This is a genomic window from Paenibacillus sp. FSL R7-0216 (genome assembly GCF_037969915.1).
In the GTDB taxonomy this organism is placed as follows: Bacteria; Bacillota; Bacilli; order Paenibacillales; family Paenibacillaceae; genus Fontibacillus; species Fontibacillus rhizolycopersici.
The window spans coordinates 4643195-4668422 of sequence record NZ_CP150222.1; the positions used below are offsets into that span (position 1 = coordinate 4643195).

General features: G+C 54.4%; 27 protein-coding genes and 1 riboswitch. Of the genes, 3 read left to right on the top strand and 24 right to left on the bottom strand.

What is annotated here, in order from left to right:
• Window positions 1-26: 26 nt before the first annotated feature.
• From spoIIID to upp, 18 genes are all read right to left on the bottom strand, one after another.
• Window positions 27-311 (bottom strand): sporulation transcriptional regulator SpoIIID, encoded by a 285-nt coding sequence (gene spoIIID / locus MKZ15_RS21355; RefSeq protein WP_009223751.1) that lies wholly within the window; start codon window positions 309-311, stop codon window positions 27-29.
• Between the two features lie 565 nt (window positions 312-876).
• A complete protein-coding gene (locus MKZ15_RS21360) occupies window positions 877-1623 on the bottom strand; it encodes a M23 family metallopeptidase (RefSeq protein WP_155607674.1) in 747 nt (248 codons plus the stop codon).
• A 101-nt stretch (window positions 1624-1724) separates the two neighbouring features.
• The gene (spoIID, locus tag MKZ15_RS21365; RefSeq protein ID WP_339817991.1) at window positions 1725-2894 is read right to left on the bottom strand and encodes a stage II sporulation protein D; all 1170 of its coding nucleotides are present in this window, start codon (window positions 2892-2894) and stop codon (window positions 1725-1727) included.
• 862 nt (window positions 2895-3756) lie between these two features.
• Window positions 3757-4131, bottom strand: a complete 375-nt coding sequence (locus MKZ15_RS21370; RefSeq protein ID WP_155607673.1) for a helix-turn-helix domain-containing protein — start codon at window positions 4129-4131, stop codon at window positions 3757-3759.
• Between the two features lie 162 nt (window positions 4132-4293).
• Entirely contained in the window at window positions 4294-5637 is a 1344-nt protein-coding gene (murA, locus tag MKZ15_RS21375; protein WP_193417118.1) for a UDP-N-acetylglucosamine 1-carboxyvinyltransferase, read from the bottom strand.
• 244 nt (window positions 5638-5881) lie between these two features.
• Window positions 5882-6133 carry a DUF1146 family protein gene (locus MKZ15_RS21380; protein WP_155607671.1) on the bottom strand — a complete coding sequence of 84 codons (252 nt, stop codon included), beginning with the start codon at window positions 6131-6133 and terminating at the stop codon, window positions 5882-5884.
• A gap of 277 nt (window positions 6134-6410) precedes the next feature.
• Entirely contained in the window at window positions 6411-6830 is a 420-nt protein-coding gene (locus MKZ15_RS21385) for a F0F1 ATP synthase subunit epsilon (protein ID WP_193417117.1), read from the bottom strand.
• A gap of 59 nt (window positions 6831-6889) precedes the next feature.
• Window positions 6890-8281, bottom strand: coding sequence for a F0F1 ATP synthase subunit beta (atpD, locus tag MKZ15_RS21390; RefSeq protein WP_155607669.1), 1392 nt, complete (start codon window positions 8279-8281; stop codon window positions 6890-6892).
• A 34-nt stretch (window positions 8282-8315) separates the two neighbouring features.
• Window positions 8316-9179 (bottom strand): ATP synthase F1 subunit gamma, encoded by an 864-nt coding sequence (gene atpG, locus MKZ15_RS21395; protein WP_155607668.1) that lies wholly within the window; start codon window positions 9177-9179, stop codon window positions 8316-8318.
• 307 nt (window positions 9180-9486) lie between these two features.
• Window positions 9487-11001: a F0F1 ATP synthase subunit alpha gene (gene atpA / locus MKZ15_RS21400; RefSeq protein ID WP_155607667.1), complete on the bottom strand. Its 1515-nt coding sequence runs from the start codon at window positions 10999-11001 to the stop codon at window positions 9487-9489.
• Window positions 11002-11016: 15 nt separating this feature from the next.
• The gene (locus MKZ15_RS21405) at window positions 11017-11565 is read right to left on the bottom strand and encodes a F0F1 ATP synthase subunit delta (RefSeq protein ID WP_155607666.1); all 549 of its coding nucleotides are present in this window, start codon (window positions 11563-11565) and stop codon (window positions 11017-11019) included.
• Window positions 11562-12050 (bottom strand): F0F1 ATP synthase subunit B, encoded by a 489-nt coding sequence (gene atpF, locus MKZ15_RS21410; protein WP_155607665.1) that lies wholly within the window; start codon window positions 12048-12050, stop codon window positions 11562-11564. The genes MKZ15_RS21405 and atpF overlap by 4 nt, the downstream gene beginning before the upstream one ends.
• Window positions 12051-12163: 113 nt before the next feature.
• A complete protein-coding gene (atpE, locus tag MKZ15_RS21415; protein ID WP_009223739.1) occupies window positions 12164-12388 on the bottom strand; it encodes a F0F1 ATP synthase subunit C in 225 nt (74 codons plus the stop codon).
• A gap of 121 nt (window positions 12389-12509) precedes the next feature.
• Window positions 12510-13331: a F0F1 ATP synthase subunit A gene (atpB, locus tag MKZ15_RS21420; protein WP_155607664.1), complete on the bottom strand. Its 822-nt coding sequence runs from the start codon at window positions 13329-13331 to the stop codon at window positions 12510-12512.
• Window positions 13332-13362: 31 nt separating this feature from the next.
• A complete protein-coding gene (locus MKZ15_RS21425) occupies window positions 13363-13743 on the bottom strand; it encodes an ATP synthase subunit I (RefSeq protein WP_339818002.1) in 381 nt (126 codons plus the stop codon).
• On the bottom strand, window positions 13736-13981 hold the full coding sequence (locus MKZ15_RS21430) for an AtpZ/AtpI family protein (RefSeq protein ID WP_155607695.1): 246 nt from the start codon (window positions 13979-13981) through the stop codon (window positions 13736-13738). The genes MKZ15_RS21425 and MKZ15_RS21430 overlap by 8 nt, the downstream gene beginning before the upstream one ends.
• Window positions 13982-14162: 181 nt before the next feature.
• Window positions 14163-15317, bottom strand: a complete 1155-nt coding sequence (gene wecB / locus MKZ15_RS21435; RefSeq protein WP_280516399.1) for a UDP-N-acetylglucosamine 2-epimerase (non-hydrolyzing) — start codon at window positions 15315-15317, stop codon at window positions 14163-14165.
• Window positions 15318-15819: 502 nt separating this feature from the next.
• The gene (gene upp, locus MKZ15_RS21440; RefSeq protein ID WP_155607662.1) at window positions 15820-16449 is read right to left on the bottom strand and encodes a uracil phosphoribosyltransferase; all 630 of its coding nucleotides are present in this window, start codon (window positions 16447-16449) and stop codon (window positions 15820-15822) included.
• A 276-nt stretch (window positions 16450-16725) separates the two neighbouring features.
• On the opposite strand from upp, the gene MKZ15_RS21445 reads away from it, so the two are divergent.
• Genes MKZ15_RS21445 through MKZ15_RS21455 form a run of 3 tightly spaced genes read left to right on the top strand, consistent with a single transcriptional unit; the run spans window position 16726 to window position 18963 of the window.
• Window positions 16726-17217, top strand: coding sequence for an Rrf2 family transcriptional regulator (locus MKZ15_RS21445; protein ID WP_339818009.1), 492 nt, complete (start codon window positions 16726-16728; stop codon window positions 17215-17217).
• A gap of 58 nt (window positions 17218-17275) precedes the next feature.
• On the top strand, window positions 17276-18193 hold the full coding sequence (locus MKZ15_RS21450) for an NAD(P)/FAD-dependent oxidoreductase (protein ID WP_193417112.1): 918 nt from the start codon (window positions 17276-17278) through the stop codon (window positions 18191-18193).
• On the top strand, window positions 18190-18963 hold the full coding sequence (locus tag MKZ15_RS21455) for a methyltransferase domain-containing protein (RefSeq protein ID WP_339818012.1): 774 nt from the start codon (window positions 18190-18192) through the stop codon (window positions 18961-18963). The genes MKZ15_RS21450 and MKZ15_RS21455 overlap by 4 nt, the downstream gene beginning before the upstream one ends.
• A 62-nt stretch (window positions 18964-19025) precedes the next feature.
• Here MKZ15_RS21455 and glyA read toward each other — a convergent pair whose 3' ends face one another.
• The 6 genes from glyA to MKZ15_RS21485 all read right to left on the bottom strand — a co-directional run bounded on the left by glyA (window position 19026) and on the right by MKZ15_RS21485 (window position 25176).
• Window positions 19026-20273 carry a serine hydroxymethyltransferase gene (glyA, locus tag MKZ15_RS21460; RefSeq protein WP_155607658.1) on the bottom strand — a complete coding sequence of 416 codons (1248 nt, stop codon included), beginning with the start codon at window positions 20271-20273 and terminating at the stop codon, window positions 19026-19028.
• Between the two features lie 34 nt (window positions 20274-20307).
• Window positions 20308-20892 (bottom strand): TIGR01440 family protein, encoded by a 585-nt coding sequence (locus MKZ15_RS21465; RefSeq protein ID WP_155607657.1) that lies wholly within the window; start codon window positions 20890-20892, stop codon window positions 20308-20310.
• Between the two features lie 153 nt (window positions 20893-21045).
• Window positions 21046-21128: riboswitch (ZMP/ZTP riboswitch) on the bottom strand.
• A gap of 49 nt (window positions 21129-21177) precedes the next feature.
• Window positions 21178-21762, bottom strand: coding sequence for a low molecular weight protein arginine phosphatase (locus MKZ15_RS21470; protein WP_339818016.1), 585 nt, complete (start codon window positions 21760-21762; stop codon window positions 21178-21180).
• A 73-nt stretch (window positions 21763-21835) separates the two neighbouring features.
• Window positions 21836-22396 (bottom strand): manganese efflux pump MntP family protein, encoded by a 561-nt coding sequence (locus MKZ15_RS21475; protein WP_155607655.1) that lies wholly within the window; start codon window positions 22394-22396, stop codon window positions 21836-21838.
• Between the two features lie 655 nt (window positions 22397-23051).
• Window positions 23052-23918 (bottom strand): DUF72 domain-containing protein, encoded by an 867-nt coding sequence (locus MKZ15_RS21480; protein WP_339818019.1) that lies wholly within the window; start codon window positions 23916-23918, stop codon window positions 23052-23054.
• Between the two features lie 19 nt (window positions 23919-23937).
• On the bottom strand, window positions 23938-25176 hold the full coding sequence (locus tag MKZ15_RS21485) for an L-threonylcarbamoyladenylate synthase (RefSeq protein ID WP_339818020.1): 1239 nt from the start codon (window positions 25174-25176) through the stop codon (window positions 23938-23940).
• Between the last annotated feature and the right edge of the window lie 52 nt (window positions 25177-25228).

Below are 25228 nucleotides of genomic sequence, written 5' to 3' on the forward strand. Positions count from 1 at the left end.
CGACGGGTGAACTAAATAATTACCCATTAATTGACCGAGCTAATCACCTCGCGTTTGGATTGACCTTTTTTCTTATACTTGATCTTTGTCGCTTCCCCGCCGCGCAGGTGTCTGATCGATTTGTGATATTCGAGAATGTGCTTAACCTGATCCGCCAAATCCGGATTGATCTCCGGCAGACGTTCCGTTAAATCCTTGTGCACCGTGCTTTTGGAAACGCCGAATTCCTTGGCGATGGTTCGAACGGTGTGCCGTGTCTCCACGATGCACCGCCCAATCTTTATCGTCCGTTCCTTGATGTAATCGTGCACGCTCCCGCCTCCCTCAACTCGAGATAGTTTGGTACATTATATGAGGGGCGGGCCTAGATATTCTTTGTTTCCAAGCCTGACAAGCCTGGGCGAGGCCATTTATTTTACCTTCGGTCACCTCGAGGGAAGGTGCAGCAGGGCGGGACAAGCTCAAATCTGTTGCGTGAACGACGGAGGTTGGAAGGGAACTCGGGAGGGAGTGGCGGATTCACATGAGGCATGCCCGGGTAGTCCGTTGTAGATTGGACAAGTTCGCAAAATGGTGAAATAGAGTTATTTATTCACCTTATTACACCGCTTTTGAGTTACTCTCGTGAAATAACGTTATTCGATCACCTTATTTCGCTCGTTAGTGTAGATATGAGCATAATTTTGAGGAATAACGTTAAAAAGTTACCCTATTCCCATGTTCATCTTGAGTTTCCGCGAAATAAGATGATTTAATAACGCTATTACCCCACCAACAGAAAAAAACGGAGAGCTCTTCGCTCTCCGCTTGTCTGCTGCAGCTATCCGGATGTCCGGATCGGCTTGCAGTCCCATAAGTTGGATGGATGGGTTACCGTTAGTTTTTCGGAAGTACGGTTGCCGGGTTGACCAGCTCGCCGTTTTCGTAAATCGTGAAATGGACATGGTTGTCGAGGTCCTTCTCCATTTCGTTACGGCCGGCGCTGCCGATCGTGTCGCCTTGCTTCACTTCGGCATCCTTCTTCACTTTCACTTCGCCCAAGCTTTCGTACACGGTCTTCAGGTTGTTGGCGTGGGTAATTTCCACGACATACCCGAGCAGCGGCACTTCTTCAACCCGCGTCACTTTCCCGCTCATGGCGGCCGTTACCTCGAATGGCTTGCGGTCCTCACGAGCCAAGTCGATTCCGGTGTTCGGCGTAAACGTGTCGTTGTACTGTACCAGGGCGGCCTGATGTTCCTCGGCTGAACCCTCTTTCTCATAGAACGGCTTCACGACGGCCACATCGGCGACATTCGCCACCGGCCAAGTGAGATCTTCGGAGGAGGCGATGACTTCGGTCGCTTCTTCCCCTTTCGTTCCCTCCTCGGTTGCGGCTTCCTCTTCGCCGGACAAGTTTACAGTGTCGGTCACGCTGGCGGGGGTCGAGTCCAAAGGCTTGTTGCTCGCATCCTGGTAGACCCACACTAAGGTTAGTATAATTGCCGCTGCCGCCACATACGCTGCCGGGTAAACCCATCTCTTCGACAATAGTCTCTTCCACGCGGATACCGGTTTGACCGGCTCTCCCAATCCAATTTTAGGAGATTCCTCGTGTCCTGTTTTTTTCTGGTTTTCATTCATTTGCTCATCACCTCAGTAACCAGTGTTACCGGGGCGAACTCTTTTATACTTCGGCTCTATACTTTTTTTTCAGAAAAAGAGAATGGCCGTTTTACATGCGTTTACTTGATAAAATGAGAGGCCTGCTGAAACGAGATCCCCGTATAGTAGTGTTTGAGAATTTGGGTCGCCGTATATCCTTCCTTCGCCATGCCGTTGGCTCCCCACTGACTCATCCCAACTCCGTGTCCATAACCGTAGGTCGTGATCTTCACGGAATCTCCGTTTACCGCCAGTGTAAATTGACTGGAACGAAGGTCCAACTTCTCCCGGACTTCGCGGCCGGTGTAGACCTGTTCGCCGATGCGAATCTCTTTGACCCGGCGTCCTGAGGTCCAAGAAAGCGTCTTGAATAACTTGGCTGCGTTTAGCTCCGCTGCCGCCTTCGCTTTCACCGCCCCGGCTGTCTTCTTTGCATGATTATCCCCTTCGTTCAGGGCAGCCAATGCCGTCTGCACCGGTTCTGGCACCTTCTGCCCCAGCTTGCCGTATAGCTGGGCTAGCGGCATCTCGACGGTCTCGCGGTTTTTGGGATTGATCGCCGCGTCCCATGGGCTAGGCACGCTCCGCAGGTATGGGATTTTCAGCGACCAATACTCTTCGGAGTTCTCTGTATAGCCGCCGCTGGAAGAGAAGAAGGAAGCGGTGATCGGCTGTCCGCGAAAGGTCATGACGATCCCTTCCGTTTGCCGGACGGCCTGCCGCAGCTTCTCAAGCTGTGCGGCTTTGCCTCGGCTAGGCCACTCTTCCAGATCTGCGCGGGAGAGGTAGACTTGATGCTCCACCGTGTCATTCACGTCGGCTTTGCCGCCCGCGGTGCCTGCGGTATCTCCGGCCGCCAGCCGCCGGACGATGAACGTGCGCGCCGCGATGGCCTGCGCTTTCAGTGCCGCGAGCTCGAAGTCAGCAGGCATCTCGGCGGCAAGGACGCCGGTGACGTACTGCTCGAGCGGCACGGTCTCGACCGCGCCGGTCCGCGTAAGGTAGACGCGCACCGGCGTCCGCCCGCGGCCTCCGGCAGCGCGGGCGGCGCCTCGGCGCGAGCCGCGTCCTGCGGGCGCGGCTCCGTCGCCGGCGGCAAGGCGGCAGACGCTGGCGTCTGCGCCGTGGCCGCCGGCACGTGGCGCGCGGCTGGCGCCTGCGCCGCGCGCCACGCGATGAGCGCTGGCAGCAGCAGCGCCAGCGCGATCAGCGCCGCCACCACGGGGGCGGCGCCTGCGCCGCCGCCCCATCTCCCGCTGCTCTTGCGGGAGATGGGGCGGCCTGGTCGCGTGCGGACGCTCACGCGCACGCGGCCCTCCGGCGGCACCGACCCAGGTGCCGCCAGTGGGGCTGGGCCCGGTGGGACCACCCGGGCCCGCGCCTCACCCAAGCCTCCTGCTGCCGTTCTCCCGAGACCCGCATTTATGGATCTCTCCGTTCTGCCCGCAACGTTTTTCCCGCCTCCTAGATTTACAGCCCCTTCAGTCTTCTCCGTTACGGATCTCTCCGTCCTCTCCGTTACAGGCCTGCTGCCTACTATGCTTACAGGTCCTGCAGTCCTCTCCGTTACGGATCTCACGCCTCCTACGTTTATGGACTTCTTGCTCTCTTCCTTACCGTTCTTTTCCTCTCGGCGAGGCGCCACATTTATTTTTACTACCTGGGACCGTTCCTGCATCGATTCGTTTACCTCCACCTCTATTCGTGCTGCTGTACGCTAATCACGCCTGCGAGCTAGCAACCTAGCTTTTCTCTCCTTATATCGTTTACCCGCTATACTTATAGATATGAGTTTTGGCAAAATGCTAGAACCCGTTTTCTCCCCTATTACGTTGAAACTAAAAAAACGCCTGACGGCGCTCTCGGGTAGCTCTTACTTTTACTTCCTTCGCATTAGATTGTTGTATTACTTTCAACATTTCGAGGATTAATTAGCCTCTGCCTTTCAATATTGTTGTATGAGTTGCAGCATTTTAGGCTTTCTTACGCCTCGAGCAGCTAGATTGTCGTACTAAAGGCGACATTTAGCTAGACTTGGCCCGACCAAGATCGTTTAGACCCGTTCCTCCCCAACAAAAAAAGACCCGGTTTCCCAGGTCCTTCGCTAATTGCTTATCCTTGCACTTCCGTTTTATTCAGAAACGGCGCCGTCTTCTTGTAGGTCTCGCCCCATTCCTTCATCTTTTGAATAATCGGAATCAAGGTCTGCCCAAACTCCGTTAAGGAGTACTCTACCTTCGGCGGCACCTGATGGTACACTTCGCGATGCACGATGCCGTCCTCCTCCAGTTCGCGCAACTGTAGCGTCAGCATTCGTTGAGTGATCGTCGGGCAGATCCGGCGGAACTCGTTGAATCGGATCGGTCCATTAATCAAATGATACAATAGGACGCCTTTCCATTTACCGCCGATCACGTCCAGCGTGAACTCGACGGGACATCCTTCGTCATTGGGGCATACGCCATAGCCGCTTTTACGATCGCGCATTTCCGCATCCCTCCACAGTTAGTATACAAATGATATCTACATTACATTATTGCGTATACAAACAATTATAGTTCGACTAGAGGGAGTGCACAAGTCAGCTATAGAAATGAAAAAAACCACGCCCCCGGCATGGTTTTCTCCGTACTCCTATTCCTTTATCCATCAGGCCCAAGAAGGCTGGATTTTCAATACCGGAATTTCTTCTTTCACACTGGCCGAAACCTTCTCGGTTTCCGGAGCCGGCTCCTCGACAGAAATGCGCCAAATGTCAGCGCCTAAGCCGGACAATTTCTCAGCCAGATCCACGTATCCGCGGTCGATGTGATGCGTCCCGCTGACTTCCGTCGTGCCTTCCGCCGTCAATCCTGCCAGGATCAGAGCTGCTCCGGCACGAAGGTCGGTGGCGCAAACCTTGGCCCCGCTGAGCTTGCTGCCCCCGGAGACGATCGCGCTGCGTCCTTCCACCTTAATGTCGGCACTCATTAAACGGAACTGATCCACGTGCATGAAGCGGTTTTCGAAGACCGTCTCGGTAATGACGCTTGCTCCTTCGGACACCAACAGCAAGGCCATCATTTGCGACTGCATATCGGTTGGGAAGCCAGGATACGGTAACGTCTTGACGTCAACGGCTTTCAGCGGCTTGTCGGCGATAACTCGCACTCCGTTCTCTTGCGCTTCTACCGTTACGCCCATCTCCTCGAGCTTAGAAATGACCGGTCCAAGGTGATCCGCAATAGCCCCTTCAACAAAAATATTCCCGCCGGTAATCGCCGCAGCGACCATAAAAGTTCCGGCTTCGATCCGATCCGGAATCACCGTATGTTCGCATCCGTGCAACCGTTCGACGCCTTCAATCCGGATCATGCCGGTTCCCGCTCCACGGACAACGGCGCCCATGCTGTTCAGGTAATTGGCCAAATCGACGATTTCCGGTTCCTTCGCCGCATTTTCAATGATGGTCGTGCCTTCTGCCAAGGTTGCTGCCATCATGATATTCTCCGTCGCACCTACGCTGGCAACGTCCAAATAAATTTTAGCGCCGCGGAGGCGGCCGTTCGCTTTGGCTTCGATAAATCCGTGACCGAGGGTGATCTCTGCGCCCATCGCTTCGAAGCCTTTCAAATGCTGGTCAATCGGTCTAGTCCCGATCGCGCAGCCTCCCGGCAGGGAAATCCGGGTGAAACCCATCCGTGTCAACAACGGACCCATGACAAGAAAAGACGCCCGCATCTTTCGCACCCACTCATAAGGCGCTTCGCATGAAGCGATTTGCCGCGCATCGACCGTAATGACTTCCCGATCATAGGTAACGGCCGCTCCCAGCGACTCTAACACTTTATTAATGGTCATCACATCGTCTAGAGGTGGTGCATCTCGAATAACGCTAACCCCTTCTTCACCCAATAAAGACGCTGCAATGATCGGTAGCACTGAATTTTTAGCACCGCTGACTTTTACGTTCCCGGCCAAAACATTGCCACCGCGGACGATAAATTTGCTCATCATGGTTCCCTCCGCGCGTTCATTTTCACTTTTTTCCCGATTTGGAAAAAGATTAACCTGTTCATTCCCTAAATTTCATCATATCACCGGTCATTTAAGGCACACAAGGCTCTAATCCTGTCGAAAAAGCGTGTTTTGGCGCAGAAATCGCCTCTTGCCCCGTTTATGGACATGCTCTCGAGTCGTAGTCCTTACTCACCATTGTTGACACAATGAAATGATGTTATTCGACAAATTGCTTTGATCAAAACATGTACTTCAACATTTGGGTATATCCCCAATACTCCATCACAAAAGCGGCTACAAAACGCCCCAATACCACCGCGAGCAACAGCTGCAGCAGCTTTCCTTGCGGTCCCTTAGGGTGACGAATGAATAGATCCAGCTTCAAGTTTTGCAGCGCCCACCATGACAACGCAATGCATGCCAAGGAGACGAGGATGGCTGTCAAGCCGCCCACACCGACCGAAGCCGTTACCTGGTCGATTGGATTCATGACTAAATCCCCCATCACATTTATATTTATGCTGCAAGTACCTAAACGGTTAATCCTGATCTGTAACGCATTGCTCCAAGATTCACAACCTTGTAATATATATCGGTTATGAACTTGTAAAAATATAGACCTTATATATCATACTTGCCATCGCAGCAATAATCCAGCTTTTCTTCACCTTGCAAAGGTTTCCAAATTCATCTATCACCTAAATGTCATCGTCATGTCATTCTGCAAGAAAAAACAGGCACCCAAAGGTGCCCGTTATTCCGCAGATTTATTGCTTATGACGGTTGTCGCTGGATACGTTGATCCGCGTAACCGCCCGTTGCAGCGCCAGCTCTGCGCGGCGATGATCGACTCGGTCCTGGTTGCTGCGAGCCGCCAATCGGCGTTCCGCACGCTCCCGGGCCGCAATGGCCCGCTCCAGGTCGATTTCTTCCGGCAGCTCCGCACTCTCGGCAAGCACGATGACTTTATCGCTTTGCACTTCGATGAAACCACCGTGTACCGCGATCGTTGTCGTTTCCTTGCCGGTTTTCGCAACCACTGGAGCAACTTGCAGCGGTGTGACGAGTGGAATATGGCCTCGCAAGATGCCAAGCTCCCCTTCGAGTCCGCGGACCGTCAGGCTGTCCACCTCTTTCGAGTACACCACATGCTCCGGCGTAACGATTTCCAATAAAAAGCTGCTCAAGTTTATCCCTCCTGTTCGTGGGACAGTTCATTTCTGAAGCATCCGGATTCGGCTTGGATTTACAGCGTTTTCGCCTTTTCGACGGCTTCTTCGATCGTTCCTACAAACAGGAACGCCGCTTCCGGAAGGTCGTCGTGCTTGCCGTCCAGAATCTCCTTGAAGCTGCGTACGGTTTCCGCGATCGGCACGTACTTACCGGCGATCCCCGTAAACTGCTCAGCCACGTTAAATGGCTGCGACAGGAAACGTTCGATCTTCCGGGCACGTGCCACCAATGTTTTATCGTCGTCGGACAATTCATCCATACCCAGGATCGCGATGATATCCTGCAATTCTTTATAACGAGCCAAAAGTTGTTTCACGCCTTGGGCTACGGCATAGTGCTCTTCGCCCACGATTTCCGGCGTCAAAATCCGCGAGCTGGAAGCCAGCGGGTCCACGGCCGGGAAAATCCCTTTTTCGGAAATTTTCCGTTCCAAGTTCGTCGTTGCGTCCAAGTGAGCAAACGTCGTAGCCGGAGCCGGGTCAGTATAGTCATCCGCAGGGACGTAAATCGCTTGGATCGAAGTAACGGAACCTTTCTTGGTGGAAGTGATCCGTTCTTGCAGTTGGCCCATTTCGGTTGCCAGCGTCGGTTGGTAACCTACCGCGGAAGGCATCCGTCCAAGCAAGGCCGATACCTCGGAACCCGCTTGCGTAAACCGGAAGATGTTGTCGATGAAGAGCAATACGTCGCGGCCTTCTTGGTCGCGGAAATATTCAGCCATCGTGAGGCCCGTCAAGGCTACGCGCAAACGCGCACCCGGCGGCTCGTTCATTTGTCCGAATACCATCGCGGTTTTCTCGATAACGCCGGATTCCGTCATTTCCATGTAAAGGTCGTTCCCCTCACGGGTACGTTCCCCTACGCCGGCAAATACGGAAATCCCGCCGTGTTCGTGCGCGATGTTACGGATCAATTCCTGGATCGTTACGGTCTTACCTACGCCGGCGCCGCCGAACAGGCCGATTTTACCGCCCTTCGCATAAGGAGCCAGCAGGTCGATGACCTTGATCCCGGTTTCCAGCATTTCCGCTTGCGTCGACAGTTCATCGAACTTCGGCGGTTCGCGGTGAATCGGATATTTCAGTTCGGTAGCGGCTGCGCCTTTCTTGTCGATCGGTTCGCCGAGCACGTTAAACACGCGGCTGAGCGTTGCTTCTCCGACCGGAACCGAAATCGGCGCTCCTAAGTCGATCGCTTCCGTACCGCGCACAAGGCCGTCCGTCGAGGCCATGGCGATACAACGAACGAGGTTGTCGCCCAGATGATTGGAAGCTTCCAGAACCAGCGCAGACTGGCTGTCCTGCTTCTCAATTTTTATAGCGTTGAAGATTTCCGGCAGTTGACCGCGCTGAAATTCGATGTCAACAACCGGACCCATTACGCTGACAACGCGTCCTTTGTTCATCTTCGTTTCCCTCCTAAAATTGCTTCCGGATCGATTAGCCTTGGGCTGCGTTTGCTCCGGCAACGATCTCCGTGATTTCTTGCGTAATCGCCGCTTGGCGAGCGCGGTTGTACGTCAGGGTTAGTTCATTGATCATCTTCGACGCGTTTTTGGTCGCACTGCCCATGGCAGTCATCTTCGCGCCAAGCTCACTCGCCTTACCGTCAAGAAGCGCACCAAAGATCAATGTTTCGGCATATTTCGGAAGCAGCACTTCCAATACCCCTTCAGGCGAAGGTTCATACTCATAGCTGCTGGCCAGACCCTCATGCTCAACAGAGTCAAACGGAAGCAAACGCTCCACGGTCGGCAGTTGGGTAATCGCATTAACGAATCGGTTATAGCAAACGTAGATTTCGTCGAATTGCTCGGTTTCGAAGCCCTGCACCGCCGCATAAGTCAAAGACTTGATGTCGGCGAATCTCGGCGTATCCGAGAGTTCGGTTACTTCGTGGGACACCGGATAGTTACGGCGCTTCAAATAATCTCTGCCTTTACGGCCGATCACGAAAAGTTCGTATTCCGAGGATGAAGCGTGGCGGGTACGAACCATATCCGTCACTTTCCGCAAAATATTCGCGTTATATCCGCCGACCAAACCGCCGTCGGACGTAATCACGATGTAAGCGGTCCGCTTCACCGGACGCGTCACGAGCATCGGATGGCTGACGCCTTGGGAGGCGGCAGCAATGCTGGAAACGACCTCTTTCAGCTTCTCCGCATAAGGACGGGAGGCTTGTGCTCTCTCCTGCGCTTTGCGCAGCTTCGCCGAAGCTACCATTTCCATCGCTTTGGTGATTTGCCGGGTGTTCTGAACGCTTTTGATCTGACGCTTGATTTCGCGCATCCCTTTTGCCATGATTTCACCACCTTAAACTTTGGCGTGGCCAAGCTTGGGTGCAAACCCTTTTGGGTCTATTGGGGCGGCGAGAATGAAATGTTCTTACGATCGCTGTTGTTCGCGGATTTCTTGAATTGATCAATTCAAATATAGTAGAAATCCGCTCACAAAGGCGAACGCTTCGCTTCTCCAGAATCATTTACATCCCCTTGCCGAAAGACCCATTAGGTTTCACTCTAACAATTGGCATCCCCAAAGTATTTTTTACACACAGGCGTAAACCGGCGTTGCGCTTAGCCAAGGCCGGTTTGTGCCGCAAGAACATTTATGCCGTAGTCGCGAAACCGCGTTTGAATTGCTCGATAACTTCTTTCAGCTTCGTTTCGTTGTCTGCCGTCAGATCCTTCGTATCGCGGATCGATTGCAACACGTCGCCATGCTGATTTTGGACAAAGGACAGGAATTCCGATTCGAACCGGCGAACGTCGGCCAATGGAATATCGTCCAGGAAACCTTTAACCGCTGTGTACAAGCTGACAACTTGGAATTCGACAGCCAGCGGTTGGTTTACGCCTTGCTTCAGGATTTCCATCATCCGCGAACCACGGGTCAACCGGGCTTGCGTCGATTTGTCCAGATCGGAACCGAACTGGGAGAATGCTTGAAGCTCGCGATATTGGGCAAGGTCCAGACGCAGGGTACCGGCAACCTTCTTCATTGCCTTAATTTGCGCGGAGCCGCCTACCCGGGATACGGAGATACCAACGTTAACCGCCGGACGTTGACCGGAGTAGAACAGGTCGGACTCCAGGAAGATTTGGCCGTCGGTAATCGAAATGACGTTCGTCGGAATGTACGCCGATACGTCGGAAGCTTGCGTTTCGATAAACGGAAGCGCCGTGATCGACCCGCCGCCAAGCTCGTCGCTCAGTTTAGCTGCACGTTCCAGCAAACGGGAGTGCAAGTAGAAGACGTCACCCGGGAACGCCTCGCGGCCCGGTGGACGGCGAAGCAGCAAGGACAATTCGCGGTAAGCCGCAGCTTGCTTCGACAAGTCGTCATAGATGATCAGGACATGCTCGCCTTTGTACATGAAGTACTCGGCCATGGCTACACCGGCATAAGGAGCGATGTAGAGGAGTGGTGACGGTTCCGATGCGGAAGCCGACACGACGATCGTGTAATCCAACGCGCCGTGGCGGCGAAGGGTTTCCACTACGTTAACGACGGTGGATTGCTTCTGGCCGATGGCGACATAAATACATTTCACGCCGTTCCCTTTTTGGTTGATGATCGTATCGATGGCGATCGCCGTTTTACCGGTTTGACGGTCACCGATGATCAGTTCCCGTTGTCCGCGACCGATTGGAACCATTGAGTCAATCGCTTTGATCCCGGTTTGCATCGGTTCATGAACCGATTTCCGGTCGATAACGCCTGGAGCGTTATTCTCAACAGGACGGAATTCTGTTGTTTCGATCGGTCCTTTGCCGTCAATCGGCTGACCGAGCGGGTTCACGACGCGGCCTAACATCGCCTCGCCTACCGGAACCTGCATGATTTGTCCGGTCCGTTTCACTTGGTCGCCTTCACGGATTTCGCTGTAAGGGCCGAGGATAACGACACCGACATTGCTTTCTTCCAGGTTAAGGGCAAGACCAAAAACGCCGTTCTCAAACTCGAGCAGCTCGTTCGCCATGGCGTTCTCTAGTCCGTGGACACGGGCGATACCGTCACCAACTTGAATAACGGTGCCGACTTCGGCCACTTCGATTTCCGATTTATATTGTTCGATCTGACTTTTAATCAGAGTACTGATCTCTTCAGGTCTGATACTCAAGTGTTTCACCCCTATCTACAGTGCTTGTCTTCGAAAAGACTTTTCGAGCCGTTCCAGTTTCCCGGCCAAGCTTCCATCGTACAACGTATCGCCGATTCGCACTTTCATCCCGCCAAGCAGCGATGGATCGATCACATTCTCGACCCGAATCTTCTTCTTCACGAGTGCGCCGAACTCCGCAGCAACTTGCTGCTTCTCATCCTCGTTTAACGGGTACGTGGTCGTAACCACTGCGTTAGCAAGTCCCAGCGCTTCGCCGGAAATGCTCACGTAAGCGTCCACCAGCTCTGGCAGGAGTCCGATTCTTCCGCGTTCCACCAGAAGCTTCACCGTAGAAACTACGGGTTTGGACAGTTTGCCTTCAATCGCGCGGGAAATGGCTTCCCATTTGGCGGTTTCCGTAATTTTCGGCGAGGCGATGAAATGCTCGATGTCATCCCCAGCCTGAAAAGCAGCCGCCAGCGCCTTCAATTCTTCTTCGACTTCTAGCGTTCGGCCTTCCGCCGCGGCGATTTCATATAACGCTTTGGCATACCGTTTTGCGGCTACGGTCTCGCGGCTCATGAGCGGCCACCGACCTCTTTAAGGTACTTGTCGACCAGTTCGCCTTGAACGCCTTCTTCGCTGACCTCTTTCTCGATCAACTTGGATGCGATCTTCACCGACACGGCGCCGACTTCGCTGCGAAGCTGTTCCACAGCACGGTTCTTCTCGTTCTGAATGTCGCGTACCGCTTCTTCTTTCAAGCGGGTTGCTTCGTCCTTAGCTTGATCCAGCATTTGAGCGGCTTGCTTGCTGCTCGTTTGCTTGGATTGCTCGATAATGTCATACGCCTCTTTGCGCGCTTGCTGAAGGGCCGCTTTTTGCTCCTCCACAAAGGCAGTTGCCTGCTCGCGAGTTTGCGCCGCTTCGCTTAGCTGTTGTTGCACGAGTTCGCGACGTTTCTCCATCACGGACAACAACGGACCGAAAGCGTATTTGTTCAATAAGAAGTATAAAATCCCGATCGCGATCAACGCGATGACGGTGTTTTCCCATACGATTTCCAAACTTAAGTCACTCCTTTCCGAAGCCTATCCGCATTCGCGTATCGCCCTGCCCGGGCTAAAAAGAAGGCGTGGACGGCTGTGGCCTTCCCCGCCATTTCTTTTTGAAAATTCGATTAAGCCTGACCAAAGAACATGAACGCCAGGACCACGCCGATGATCGGAAGTACCTCGATCAAACCAACGCCGATAAACATCGTCGTTTGCAGAGTGGATTTCGCTTCAGGTTGACGCGCGATCCCTTCCACCGTTTTGCTGATAACCATACCGTTACCCAGCGCTGCGCCAAACGCGCCCAAACCTGCTACGATAGCTGCTGCCAATAATGCCATTGCTCCCATTTTGTATATCCTCCTTAAAAGTAAAATCAAATTTTTATAGTTCAGTCAGGTTGAAGTCGTTCTCCAATCCGTAACTTGAAACTTAGCTTATCTTTGAAGCGCGGGAATCCAAACTCCCCGATTAATGCTCTTCCTCGTGGCTTTCGAGGTTTTGCGAGATGTACACCATCATCAAGATGACAAAGACAAAAGCTTGAATCGCACCGACGAAAATACTGAATCCGTCCCAAACCATCAGCAACGGAACGGAGAAGATTGCGCCGATCACGCTTGCTTTGGCCAAAGTCATGATCGTGGAGATCAGCACCTCGCCCGCAAAGATGTTCGCGTATAGACGAACGCCATGCGTCAGCAGCTTCGACAACTGCTCAATGATGTTAATCGGTAGGAAAAACGGATACGGCTGTACGTAATGCTTGAAATAATTTTTGGTATTCTTGATCATCCCAAGACCGTGAGATATGACGAATACCAGTAACGCAAGCGCCATCGTCACGCTGAGATCGGCCGTAGGAGATTTCCACCAGGCTACCTCGGCATGTGCTTCCTCACCCGGATGCTTCGCGTGTTCTTCCGCAAGCACTGTGGTCACCGAGGTAATTTCTTGACCGAAGATGGTTGCTTTTGCCGGATTATCATACTCCGTGACGACACCAAACGGTAGTCCGAGCATATTTGCGACAAAAATAAACATAATCATCGTCATGGCCAAGGAGAGGAATGGTTTCCCTTTCTTTAGATCCATGGTGCTAGAAATCATGTTCTGAACGAATTCGACCGCCCATTCCAAGAAATTTTGCAACTTTCCAGGATTCTCTACGGATAAGTTCCGCGTCGCCAGGCGGGCAACAACAAACACGATCGTGCAAGTCACTACCAGCATCAAAATAACGGACAGGTCTATATGTAGGCCGCCCAATTCTATGACCGGAGCTTCATGCATGTTTTCTCACCCCCATTCCAAGTTGAATGTTTCAAGCCTCAGGCTTACGAGAAAAACGAATGCCTATAAAAAGAAGCAAAAATTGCGCAAAAACCAGACTGCCGGCAACCGCATACACATTGAGATGCTGCGGAAATTTCATAGCGGCAAATACCGCCAGAACCGCCAGTGCCGTACGGGTCAGAAACCCCATGTTCAACCGCTTCGAACCGCCGTTTACCGCGGCATCCAGTACCTGCCGGACCTTACGGCTGAGGTAAACCGCATTAATCCAGCTTACTACTGAGCCGAGCGCAATGCCAAGCATAATGCTCTGAACTTTCGGCAATAAAGCGCCTCCGAGAAAACACAGGGCCAAGAAACCTAGGGTTCCGGCTGTCAAAGCACGGCTGTATTTCGACAGCTCATCCATTATTTCCCCCCACAACCGACTTAATCAGAGCGACGATGCCAAGGATGCCCGCTGCAATACCGATCAAAACGCCCAAACCAATGCCCAGGCCGTTCTTGAACCACAGCTTATCCATCCAGGTGCCAAGGAAGTAACCTCCTACAGCGCATACGGCAAAGTTCATTCCTAAAGCGGTTACCACAGCGACAGCCTTTCCAACGCTGTTGTTGTTTTTACCAGGTTTTGTCGGGTCTTCCATTTCAATCACCCTAATAATCCCAATTTATTTTACTAATTGTGAAGAGATCTTGTCAATTGAGGTTTTTTAGTGATTTAAAGCCTTGAAATGCTAAATTTGCCCTTGCCATCCTGAATAAAACGCATACAGCGTACAGTAATACTGTATACTTTTTTAGGCTCGCGATCAAAACAAATTTTCGTTAGTTTGTGAACTTTCTGTGAAATTCCTCCGGACGCTGATCCGAAAATCCGAAATGGTGACATATCGCATTGACAATTCTTTGCGATGCCTTTCCATCGCCGTACGGATTTGCTGCCCGGCTCATCGATTCATACAAGTTCTGATCGCTGAGCAACGCCTTTGTCCGCTCATAAACCATCTCCTCATTTGTGCCGACCAATTCCAGCGTTCCCGCTTCGATCCCTTCGGGACGTTCCGTCGTATCGCGAAGCACAAGCACCGGAACGCCAAAAGAAGGCGCTTCTTCCTGCAAACCGCCCGAATCCGTAAGTATCAAATGCGTATGAGGATAGAAGTTGTGCAAATCCACTACATCCAAAGGATCGATAAGTTTAATACGAGGGTGATTCCCCAAAGTTTCGTAAGCCGGCTCCCTCACCGCAGGGCTTGGGTGGACCGGATACACGATGGCTACATCCTCGAACTCATCGGCAATTCGCTTCACGGCACGGAAAATGTTCAGGTGCGGTTCGCCTTGCGATTCGCGACGGTGCGCCGTCATCAAAATAAGCCGCTTTCCGGCGGCCCAGTCCAGCACAGAGTTCGTGTAATTCGGCTGTACTGTATATTGAAACACATCCGTAACCGTGTTGCCTGTGACATATATAGCTGACTCCGGCTTATTTTCCTTGCGCAAATTACTTGCCGACCAATCCGTCGGAGCAAAGTGCAGATCGGCCAAAACGCCGGTCAACTGACGGTTCATTTCTTCCGGATAAGGCGACAACTTGTTCCAAGTACGCAGGCCGGCTTCGACATGCCCCACCTTAATTTGCTGCAGGAAGGCGGCATAACTCGCCAGGAATGTGGTCAATGTATCCCCGTGCACCAGCACGATATCCGGCTTGGCCTCTTTGAGGACGCCTTCCAACCCTTGAAGCACGCGAATCGTAATTTCGTTCAGTGTCTGATTCGGCTTCATGACATCCAGATCATAATCCGGGACGATCTTGAAGACGTCCAATACCTGGTCCAGCATTTCGCGATGCTGGGCCGTCACGCAAACGATCGACTCGATCTGCTCGGGATGCTTCTGGAGCTCAAGAATCAACGGCGCCATCTTAATCGCTTCGGGTCTGACGCCGAAGATGGTCATTACCTTAATCTTACCCACCCTACTCAATTCCTTCCTTATAGAGGTAATCAAAAAGTTGTGTCTTGATCGCGATGCCTCTCTAGGAGCCAAATCGACGTCGAATCTTAAAATCAGCCCGGGTTTTCCGCTGCTCACGTAGGCTTACCTACGCTCCGCTGCTCAACCCCTGACTTCATCCAACCTTCTCGGCGCTAAAAACCCAACTTTTTGAATCTTATTTAATGAGGTTGTTTTAAAATCGTCTTTCCATCACGATGCCGATTCAGAGGTGCGAGCTCGACGTCGAATCTTGAATTCAGCCGGCACTCCGTTGTTACGGAACCAAATGACCTTATTTGACCTAAAACACTAGGTTTTCGATTCTAACGGAACTAGGAGACCTTATTTACCTGAAAACGACCCGAAATTGTTGCCCAAAGGACAAATAAGGGCCCTGGGTTCCGTTAGCATCATAAAACACGAGAAATGGTCGAAATAAGGGCTTTGGGTTCCGTTAGAGCGGTCTCCAACCCAAACTAGTTTACTTCGTGCCGTACAACCGGTCGCCGGCATCGCCTAAGCCCGGAATGATATAGCCATGTTCGTTGAGGTGGCTGTCCAAAGCCGCCACGTAGATATCTACGTCAGGGTGCACATCATGGACTGCCTTAACACCTTCCGGCGCAGCGATCAGGTTCATCATCTTGATTTGGGTACAGCCGCGATTCTTCAAAGCGGTAATTGCCGCAATGGCGGATCCCCCGGTAGCCAGCATCGGATCGATCACGATCAGTTCACGCTCCTGTACGTCCGTAGGCAGCTTGATGTAGTATTCCACCGGTTGCAGCGTTTCCGGATCCCGGAACAACCCGACATGACCGACTTTTGCCGCAGGGAGCAATTTCAATACCCCGTCCAGCATACCCAGTCCAGCCCGGAGAATCGGAATGAGCCCCAGCATCCGTCCGGAAATGACCTTCGACTCCGCCTCCGCCACCGGCGTTTGCACTTTAATCGACTCCAGCGGGATCTCCCGCGTAATTTCGTACGCCATCAAGGTAGCTACTTCATCCACCAGTTCACGAAAATCCTTCGTGTTAGTCCGCATGTCACGGATAAAAGTCAGTTTGTGTTGAATCAAGGGGTGATCGCATACCACCAATTTTCGCATATTTCGTTCGTCCCTCCGCTTTTATAGCTAAGTCTTTACTTGCCATCTCGTTCCCATTCTTCGAACGCTCCACAAATCTTGTCTATTATATCACTCCAAGTTGGCATTTTCACCCTCGCTACAACATGTTGCAAAGCCGTCAAAAAGAAACCGCTTATATATGAAGCAACCCACTTGCAATCAGCCTCATTCATCCGAGAGCCCTTGACAGTCGGGATACCCATCCGATATTATGGATACACTAAGTCCATAATCATTCAAAGGAAGGGACCGTCCATGCAATATTCCAAAAGCACCGATTATGCGCTGCACGCCCTCATTCACTTAGCGAATGCGGAACGGCACCAGAACGTCGGTATCAAGTCATTGTCTGAAATGCTTGGCGTGTCGGAAAGTTATCTCTCCAAAATCATGTCCAAACTGCGGCAGGACGGCATCGTCCGCGCGGTACCGGGGGTGAACGGCGGTTACGAGTTAGCTCGGCCTGCGGATCAGATCACCTTTCTTGAGGTAATCCAAGTCATCGAAGGTCGGCAGCATTTATTCGAATGTTCGAATATGGAATCGAATCAACATCGTTTGCTGGCTGACGAAGAACGCGACGACCGTTGCCAAGCCGATCATGATCCAGCACGATGCGTATGCCTGGTAAAGCAGGTCATGGATGGCGCTGAGCAACAACTGAATCGGTATTTGCAAGAGCATACGATCCAATCGGTGGTTGATGCAGCCGTTACGGCTCGGAGATCCCTTGCGAACAAGAAGTGATCCGACACTTCTTGTCGTTTAATTATAGATATTAAAGATCCATGGAGGTGCAGTAAAGATGGATAAAACTCTGTATGATGCCGTCATTATTGGAGGTGGGCCCGCCGGTTTAAACGCCGCCCTCATGTTGGGCAGAGCCCGTAAGAAAGCGGTAGTGATCGATGAAGGAAAACCCCGCAACCGCGTGACGCGAGAGGCTCACGGATTTCTTACTCGCGACGGAATTCCCCCGGGTGAGTTGCGACGGCTTGCAAAGGAGCAAATCGTCCGCTATCCCGGCATCACATTTATTGAAGAAGCTGTTCAATCCGCCGCCGGGGCGGACGGTCATTTCCAGATCACAACCGCCAAGGGAATCACCCTCCGCAGCAAGAAGCTGCTGTTCACCGTTGGCATGAAGGATCAACCGCTGAATATCCCGGGTCTCACTGAGGTTTATGGTCGGAGCGCCTTCGTTTGCCCCTACTGTGACGGTTGGGAATTACGCGATGAGCCGCTGGTTATCATTTCGAGAGGGGCAGACGCCATGCACTTCATCCCGTTGATCTCCGGTTGGACGGACCGCTTCACGTTATGCACGAACGGCCCTGACGGGCTGACGGACGCGGATCGCGAGGATTTACGGCAGCACGGCGTCCCTCTCCACGACGCAAAGATTCGTTCCATCGAATCAGAAGACGGGATTGTGCGGCAAGTTGTACTCGAGGATGGCACAGCGATATCGTGCAGGGGAATCTTTTTCCGTCCCGACCTGGCGATCGGCTCTAACCTCCCCCAATCCTTGGGTTGCCAGGTCACCGAAACGGGAACGATCATCGTTGACGAATTGGGGAGAACGACCGTACCGGGAGTATTTAGCGCCGGTGACGCCGTAACGATGCGACACCAGGCCATCGCGGCAGCCTCCTCTGGAGCAATGGCCGCCGCGGCACTGAATAATGAACTGAATCTGGAGGCATGGAGGAGGAACGGATGAACGAACCCCCTAACCGCTCAACAAGCAAACCCAATTCTCACGATCATCGGCATGCAACCTCCAGACTGGGCGTCGAGCTGTTAACCTGGCTGCATCCGCTGCCGGGCGAAAATATTCTCGACCTTGGCTGCGGGAATGGGGATCTCACGGCAGCTTTAGCTGCCGCAGGAGCCATCCCTACCGGAATTGATGCATCCGAAGAAATGATCCATCGCGCGAAACAGAGGTATCCCGAGCTGGACCTTCAAGTCGGAGATGCTCGGCATTACCGGAGCGACAGACACTATGACGCCGTATTTTCCCATGCCGCTTTGCATTGGATCCAGGATGCGCCTGCCGTTACCGAAACGATCCGCCTCGCCCTACGGAAAGGCGGCCGGTTGGCGGTCGAATTCGCGGGAAAAGGCAATGTCGCCGCATTGACCCGAGCTATCGAGCAGGTGTTGAAAACACATGGATATCCTTGGGAGGGGCGAAATCCTTGGTATCACCCCAGCATCGGGGAGTACGCTAGCCTGGTGGAACGAAGCGGCTTCCGCGTTACGTTCGCCCGGCATCTCGACCTTCCCACACCACTGAAAGGGGAAGAGGCCATAAGAAAGTGGCTCGACAGCTTTGCTGACTATTTTTTCACCGGAATCCCATCTTCTGAGAGAGCTCCCCTGTACGATGCCATAGTCTCCCTCGCAAAACCCGCTTTATATAAGGAAGGTCAGTGGATGCTAGATACCAGTCGACTTCGCGTCATGGCGATCAAAGAAAGGGAATAACCTCCATCTTAAACACAAAAAAGCCGGGAGCAGTTAGCTCCTGGCTTTGTTATGGCGAATTCTTAATATTTCAGGTTCGGGTACAACGGGTAACGGTCGGTCAACTCGGACACTTGTTTGCGAGTTTTGTCCAGCAGTGCTTCGTCCTTCGGCGATTTCAGCACGACCGCGATAATCCGGCCGATCTCCTTCATCGCTTCCTCATCCATGCCACGCGATGTAGCAGCCGGCGTACCGATCCGGATCCCACTAGTGACGAACGGACTGGTTGGGTCGAATGGAATCGCGTTTTTATTCACGGTGATCCCGATCGAGTCGAGCACATGCTCGGCGTCTTTGCCCGTGATGTTCAGGTTGCGTGTATCCACCAGCATCAGGTGGTTATCCGTTCCGCCGGAGACAATGTTCAAGCCTTCGGCCATCAGCGTTTCCGCCAGAACCTTGGCGTTCTTCACAACGTTTTCCGCATAGGTTTTAAAAGAAGGCTGAAGTGCTTCGCCCAACGCAACCGCTTTGGAAGCGATCACGTGCATCAGAGGCCCGCCTTGCGTCCCCGGGAATACCGCTTTATCAACCGCAGCAGCCCATGGCTGTTTGCACAGAATCATCCCGCCGCGCGGACCGCGCAACGTCTTATGTGTTGTTGTCGTCACAAAATGAGCATGCGGCACCGGGTTCGGATGCAGTCCTGCAGCTACGAGTCCGGCGATATGCGCCATATCGACCATGAAAAGAGCGCCCACGTCGTTTGCGATGGAAGCTAGTTTTTCGAAATCGATAATCCGCGGATACGCACTCGCTCCAGCCACGATGAGGCGCGGGCGATGCTTAAACGCCGCTTTGCGCACTTCGTCGTAATCGATCAAGAACGAATCTTCCTGAACGCCGTACGCCACGAAATTATAGAACAAGCCGGACGCATTAACCGGGCTGCCGTGGGTCAAGTGACCGCCGTGCGCGAGGTTCATCCCCAACACGGTGTCGCCGGTGTTGATCGCGGCAAGGTAAACCGCCAGGTTCGCTTGCGCACCGGAATGCGGCTGCACGTTCGCATGCTCGGCGCCAAACAATTCTTTGGCCCGGTCGCGAGCGATATTTTCCACGATATCGACACGTTCGCAACCGCCGTAATAGCGCTTGCCCGGATATCCCTCGGCGTATTTGTTCGTGAGCACGGAACCCATCGCTTCCATCACCGCCTCGCTGACGATGTTCTCGGAAGCGATCAGCTCAATATTGTTACGCTGACGCTTCAGCTCCAAATTCATGGCCTCCAGCACCGCTGGATCTTGATTTCTCAAATTTTCCATCTTCCGTTATCCCCCTTATAATGAATATCCCATCTTACTCGCAAAGCGTGGAATCCGAATCCAGCGGAAGCGCGTAAACGGCCCGTTCCCCGCCGATTAGCTTCGGACGAGTTGTGGCTGCCGTAACGCGCGCCTGCCCAATCTTGCGCAACGAAGGACGAAACGGCACCGCCACTCGTCGCAAATGCATGCCGATTAACGTCTCGCCGATATCGATCCCGGCATGGGCTTCGAGCATCTCCGCCAGGCACGGAGCCGACAAACGCCGATAGGCCGCCGCGGCCATCGATCCGCCCGCCTTCGGTACAGGCACCGCAGCTACCTCCGTCAACGAAAGCCGCTCCAGCACCGTGCGTTCAACCACCAGCGCACGGTTCAAATGCTCGCAGCATTGAAACGCAACGTCGAAGCCATATTTAGCCCGGACCTGCTCGATCCCGGCCCATAACTCGGACGCGATATCTTCAGCTCCGCCCGTGCCGATTCGTTTGCCCGCCACTTCGCTGGTGCTGGCTCCAACGACCAGCAGTTTTCCCGGACCCAGGTTAGCTGCGGCGGCAACTTCCTCCGCGACCGCTGCCACTTGCGTCCGAATCGTTCCGAGCTCTTCCTGCTCCATTTGATGCCCGCTCCTTTCTCCACCAACCAAGAACATGTAAACATAGTCTGTCCTTATTATAACAGAGAAAGGCTTGCCGCAAACGGAGGATGTTCCCCCACAACACATGACCACCCAACAAAAAAAGAGCATAACGCAGCTCACGCGCGTCGTGCTCTTTGCCCAGGCGACCGGCCGTATAATCCGATGCTCCATCGTGGTTTGATCCACTCTTGTCGCCAGTTACATCGGAACTAAAATCTTCTGCTCTTAGAATAAAGCATCGACGAGGCAAATGCAACAGGTTTAATGCCCCTCGCCGTGCTCCAGTTTGGCGATCAGCTTCTCCAGTGCGGCCCCAATCTCGGCTGCCGCCCGGTCGTAATCCACCCGCGAACCGCCAAACGGATCGGAAATGTCGTAGGCCGGCAACCGTTGCTGCAGCTCATCGAGCCGTCGTTGCTGCGCCGCAGACCACTCGCTGCCCAGCGCCCGGGCCAACTCCCGGTCCGCCGCCAACCGCCGGAACTCCTCCAGATTGGCTATAATGGAGACGTCGTCCTCGACGTACTCTTTTAACGTGAATATTTTATCGGCTGTCTCCGGAAAAGAATGAACAACCTGTCGTTTATGCCCTTGCGTCAGCGTCAGGATCAGATCGGCCCAATCCGCCAATTCGGCATATAAAGGGGTGGATTCAAAGGCATCCGTGATCCCCCGATCCCGCAAAACGGCTCCCGCATGATGGGAAATGGTGTTGCCTTTCATGGCGGCCACGCCGGCCGAACGAACCTGCACATCCAGCCCCCGGTCTCGCGCCAGCTTACGCAGCATGCCTTCGGCCATCGGGCTGCGGCAGGTATTCCCGGTACAAACAAATAAGATGCGCATGCCCTTTCACCTCCAGGTTAAGCGGGAGCAATCCCGCGTTTGGACCTTTATTTTAACACGAAAAGCCGTAGTTTCAAAAGATGAACAGCAATCCAAAAGCTAGCAAAATCGCCCCGCCTGCCGCCTCGCCGTAATCGCCAAGCGAACGCCCCACGCCTCGTCCCATCGCAAGCCCCACCAAAGACATGACGCCGCCAAAAAAACCGAAGGCCAGGACGGTCAGCAGCCAATCTCCATGGAACATCCCAAGTGACACGCCCACGGAAAAGGAATCGATGCTGACGCTAAGCGAAAACAGCAGCACGCCAAACCAGGTTCGGTGGTTAATCGACTGCATCCCGCTGCCTTTAATCGAACTGAGGATCATATGGGCTCCGAGCAGGAACAGCAGCCCTCCCGCGGCATACCGCGCCAGGCTTCCCAGCAGCGCGCCGACATATTGCCCCGCCGCAATACCAAGCAGAGGCATAAGTACGTGAAAGAGAGCGACCATCGTTCCGATGCGGAGCGCGTCCTTGCGGCGGACCCCCTTCATGCCGATGCCGACGCCTAGCGATAACGCGTCCATTCCTAGCGCAGCCGCCATCAGCAGGATCGTCAACAGCTCTCCCAGCCGCTCATAAGCCTCCGTCATAACCGAATCCCCTTTTGTCCAGTCTTTTGTACAACCATATGCGGACAGTTCCCGGTTCATGACTTGGCGGGAGAGCGGGATTGGGAGATTATGGCGGAAGACGGTTAGCGGCCTTGCTGGAGTTCTATCAAAACTTGTGAGGAGGAGATGGGCGGATCGAGTGAGCGGACCGGGAGTGTAAGGCGTGGGGGCTTGAGTGGCAGGATAGGGGGATGGGGCGGCGGGGAGGGCGGAACCACGAGGCTGTCCGCGCGAGTATGAGCGAAGCCGTGAGGCTATCCACTCGAGTATGAGCGAGCCGCGGAGCTGTCCACTCGAGGGCAAGCCGTGAGGGTACCCCCTTGGCGTTACAATCCCCCCGCTCGCCCCGCCTGTCTGTGAAATAGCGGTAATTCGTGGCGTTATTTTCTCGAAATCCGAGGTTTTCATAGAAATAGCGGTAATTCGTGGCGCTATTCCCCTCCTTAGGAGGCTGGCACCCCGATATCCATAGAAATAACGTCCTAAAATACCGCTATTTCCCCAATACGAGGCTCCCTCTCTATAAATAACGCCACTTTATACCGCTATTTTCGCAATCCAGCGCCGAACGAGCCGCAAACGAACGATGTGGACGAATATCCCATTCAACGATTCATCTGGTTAAGGAATCTGCTCATTCATCCTCCCAGCCGTCAAACAGATCCATTTGACGCGGCGGAAGCTCGCGTGGCGATTGACCCAGCAAATCCATCATCTCCAGGGCGTTAACAGCTGCATCCCCGCCAGAGTTGTTGTTGAAGAGCATGCAGATCTCGTTCGTCCCTTTCCCGAGTAACTGGATTAGCATCTCGGTCCACTCTAGAAGCTCCTCTCGAGAGTAGCGGTATAACGTGCGGATCTCCCGCCAATTGGATGCGCCCGCTTGGCTCCAGCCCACGGCATTTCGGCCGTGCATACGGACGATCGTCAATTCGGCATCCGTCGGTTCCAGCACTGTAGGGACTGAACCTTGCCCCGCCTGAGGTTCATCGCAAACGATATGAATCCAACCCTCTTGGCGCATGAAATCCAGCGTGCGCTCCTGGTTGTCCCCCGCGAACCAGCTTTGATGGCGAAATTCCAGTGCCACCGGCAAGTTCCCCATCCATTTGCGGATGGCCCGTAACTGCCGGACATGCTCCGGCGTACAGTCGAACCAGGGCGGGAATTGGAACATCACGGCCTTAAGCCGACCGGCTTCCACCACCGGGCGGATCGAGTTCAGATAAGCCTGGAACATATCGCCCGGCCCGCCAAACGGCGATTTGCCCCGACTATGGCCGGTCATCCCCTGATAAGCCTTGATAATAAACGTGAAATCTGGCGGTGTCTCAGCCAACCAACGGCGATACACTTCTTCTCCCAGCACAGCGTAAAAAGAGCTGTCGACCTCCACCACATCAAAATACTTCGCGTACCAAGCGAGCTTGTCTTTGGTCGGCGTCCGGGCAGGATATAAATCGTCATGATCCCCCCAGCCGGCCAGGCCGATACGGATCATGTCCGTCTCACCCCCTGCCCTAATCCAAATCTCCGCCGGCCTCGATCACCCGGTGACCGGCGGCTTTCAGCAGCCGGTTCATCACCGCCGAGCCAAGCCCCTCCTCGGGGCAGGCTTCGGCGAGGATGTAAGTGACGCCGCATTCGTCGAAGCGGCGGAGCGCAGCGTAGAGACGGTGCGCCGCCGTCTCCAGCTCGGCCTCGCGGCCGAGCGATAGCGCGCAGTCGGCGCGGTAAGACGGGAGGCGCTCGTCGAAGGCGAGCACGCCCGTCTTCTCTCCGCGCGCCGCGGCCGCCGCGAGCTCGGCCCGTATGCGGTCCGCCACCCGGTCGGCGGACCCGCGCACAATGCGCAGCACGCCCTGCGGCGCATAGTGCGTGTACTTCATGCCCGGCGCGCGCGGCGCAGCCGCCGGGCCCGGGGCCGCTCCGCCGCCCGCTTCCGCCTCCGGCTGCAGGGCGGCGTCCAGCCGCACGCCCGCGCCCGCGACGCGGGCGAGCTGCTCTACCGTGATCCCACCTGGGCGGAGCACGGTGACAACCCCGTCCCGGCCGGCTTCCACGACCGTCGACTCCAGGCCCACCCCGGTGGGCCCGCCGTCGACGATACCGTCAATGCGGCCGGACAGGTCCTCGCCCACGTGGCTCGCCAGCGTGGGGCTCGGTCGCCCCGACCGGTTGGCGCTGGGCGCTGCCACCGGGCACCCCGCTGCGGCGATCAGCCGCAGCGCCACGTCGTGGGCGGGCATGCGCACGCCCACAGTGGACAACCCCGCCGTCACGCGCGGCGAGACGGCGCCTTCGGCCACGGGCAGCACCAGCGTCAGCGGCCCGGGCCAGAACGCCTCCATGAGCCGCCGTGCCGTCTCGTTCACTTCCGTGACGAGTCCGTTCAGCTGGCTCATGTCGGCGATGTGCACGATCAGCGGATTATCGGAGGGGCGGCCCTTGGCGGCAAAAATCGCCTCTACCGCCGCCGTATTCCGCGCATCCGCGCCAAGCCCGTACACCGTCTCCGTCGGAAACGCCACCGTCCCGCCGGAGGCCAACACCGAGGCGGCTTCCTTCAGGGCCGCCGCCTCCTCCCCCGCCGCCGGAACTTCCGACACGCCGGCATCAGCAACTTGTCCCCCAGAGGTCGCGAACCCCGTTCCAGGCTCTACCCTCCACGAACGCGTCGACTTTGCAGCCACCTCTCCCAGCGCGGGCAAATCCACTGCGCCGCGGGCTTTATTTTCAATAGATTCATTTCGGTTCATTCTCGCTCATCCCAAACTGTTCAATATCGATATTCTACTATTATACCCGAAC

What these genes read in the sequence shown, in the direction of transcription:
- MKZ15_RS21360 (WP_155607674.1), bottom strand. Translation starts at nt 1,623, where the DNA reads ATGAATGAAAACCAGAAAAAAACAGGACACGAGGAATCTCCTAAAATT.
- MKZ15_RS21405 (WP_155607666.1), bottom strand. Translation starts at nt 11,565, where the DNA reads ATGAGCCGCGAGACCGTAGCCGCAAAACGGTATGCCAAAGCGTTATAT.
- atpB (WP_155607664.1), bottom strand. Translation starts at nt 13,331, where the DNA reads ATGCATGAAGCTCCGGTCATAGAATTGGGCGGCCTACATATAGACCTG.
- MKZ15_RS21470 (WP_339818016.1), bottom strand. Translation starts at nt 21,762, where the DNA reads ATGCGCATCTTATTTGTTTGTACCGGGAATACCTGCCGCAGCCCGATG.
- spoIID (WP_339817991.1), bottom strand. Translation starts at nt 2,894, where the DNA reads ATGGGGCGGCGGCGCAGGCGCCGCCCCCGTGGTGGCGGCGCTGATCGC.
- MKZ15_RS21465 (WP_155607657.1), bottom strand. Translation starts at nt 20,892, where the DNA reads ATGGAGCAGGAAGAGCTCGGAACGATTCGGACGCAAGTGGCAGCGGTC.
- MKZ15_RS21480 (WP_339818019.1), bottom strand. Translation starts at nt 23,918, where the DNA reads ATGATCCGTATCGGCCTGGCCGGCTGGGGGGATCATGACGATTTATAT.
- MKZ15_RS21485 (WP_339818020.1), bottom strand. Translation starts at nt 25,176, where the DNA reads ATGAACCGAAATGAATCTATTGAAAATAAAGCCCGCGGCGCAGTGGAT.
- MKZ15_RS21430 (WP_155607695.1), bottom strand. Translation starts at nt 13,981, where the DNA reads ATGGAAGACCCGACAAAACCTGGTAAAAACAACAACAGCGTTGGAAAG.
- glyA (WP_155607658.1), bottom strand. Translation starts at nt 20,273, where the DNA reads ATGGAAAATTTGAGAAATCAAGATCCAGCGGTGCTGGAGGCCATGAAT.
- atpG (WP_155607668.1), bottom strand. Translation starts at nt 9,179, where the DNA reads ATGGCAAAAGGGATGCGCGAAATCAAGCGTCAGATCAAAAGCGTTCAG.
- MKZ15_RS21445 (WP_339818009.1), top strand. Translation starts at nt 16,726, where the DNA reads ATGCAATATTCCAAAAGCACCGATTATGCGCTGCACGCCCTCATTCAC.
- MKZ15_RS21475 (WP_155607655.1), bottom strand. Translation starts at nt 22,396, where the DNA reads ATGACGGAGGCTTATGAGCGGCTGGGAGAGCTGTTGACGATCCTGCTG.
- MKZ15_RS21455 (WP_339818012.1), top strand. Translation starts at nt 18,190, where the DNA reads ATGAACGAACCCCCTAACCGCTCAACAAGCAAACCCAATTCTCACGAT.
- atpE (WP_009223739.1), bottom strand. Translation starts at nt 12,388, where the DNA reads ATGGGAGCAATGGCATTATTGGCAGCAGCTATCGTAGCAGGTTTGGGC.
- atpD (WP_155607669.1), bottom strand. Translation starts at nt 8,281, where the DNA reads ATGAACAAAGGACGCGTTGTCAGCGTAATGGGTCCGGTTGTTGACATC.
- upp (WP_155607662.1), bottom strand. Translation starts at nt 16,449, where the DNA reads ATGCGAAAATTGGTGGTATGCGATCACCCCTTGATTCAACACAAACTG.
- MKZ15_RS21380 (WP_155607671.1), bottom strand. Translation starts at nt 6,133, where the DNA reads ATGAATCCAATCGACCAGGTAACGGCTTCGGTCGGTGTGGGCGGCTTG.
- MKZ15_RS21370 (WP_155607673.1), bottom strand. Translation starts at nt 4,131, where the DNA reads ATGCGCGATCGTAAAAGCGGCTATGGCGTATGCCCCAATGACGAAGGA.
- murA (WP_193417118.1), bottom strand. Translation starts at nt 5,637, where the DNA reads ATGAGCAAATTTATCGTCCGCGGTGGCAATGTTTTGGCCGGGAACGTA.
- MKZ15_RS21450 (WP_193417112.1), top strand. Translation starts at nt 17,276, where the DNA reads ATGGATAAAACTCTGTATGATGCCGTCATTATTGGAGGTGGGCCCGCC.
- MKZ15_RS21425 (WP_339818002.1), bottom strand. Translation starts at nt 13,743, where the DNA reads ATGGATGAGCTGTCGAAATACAGCCGTGCTTTGACAGCCGGAACCCTA.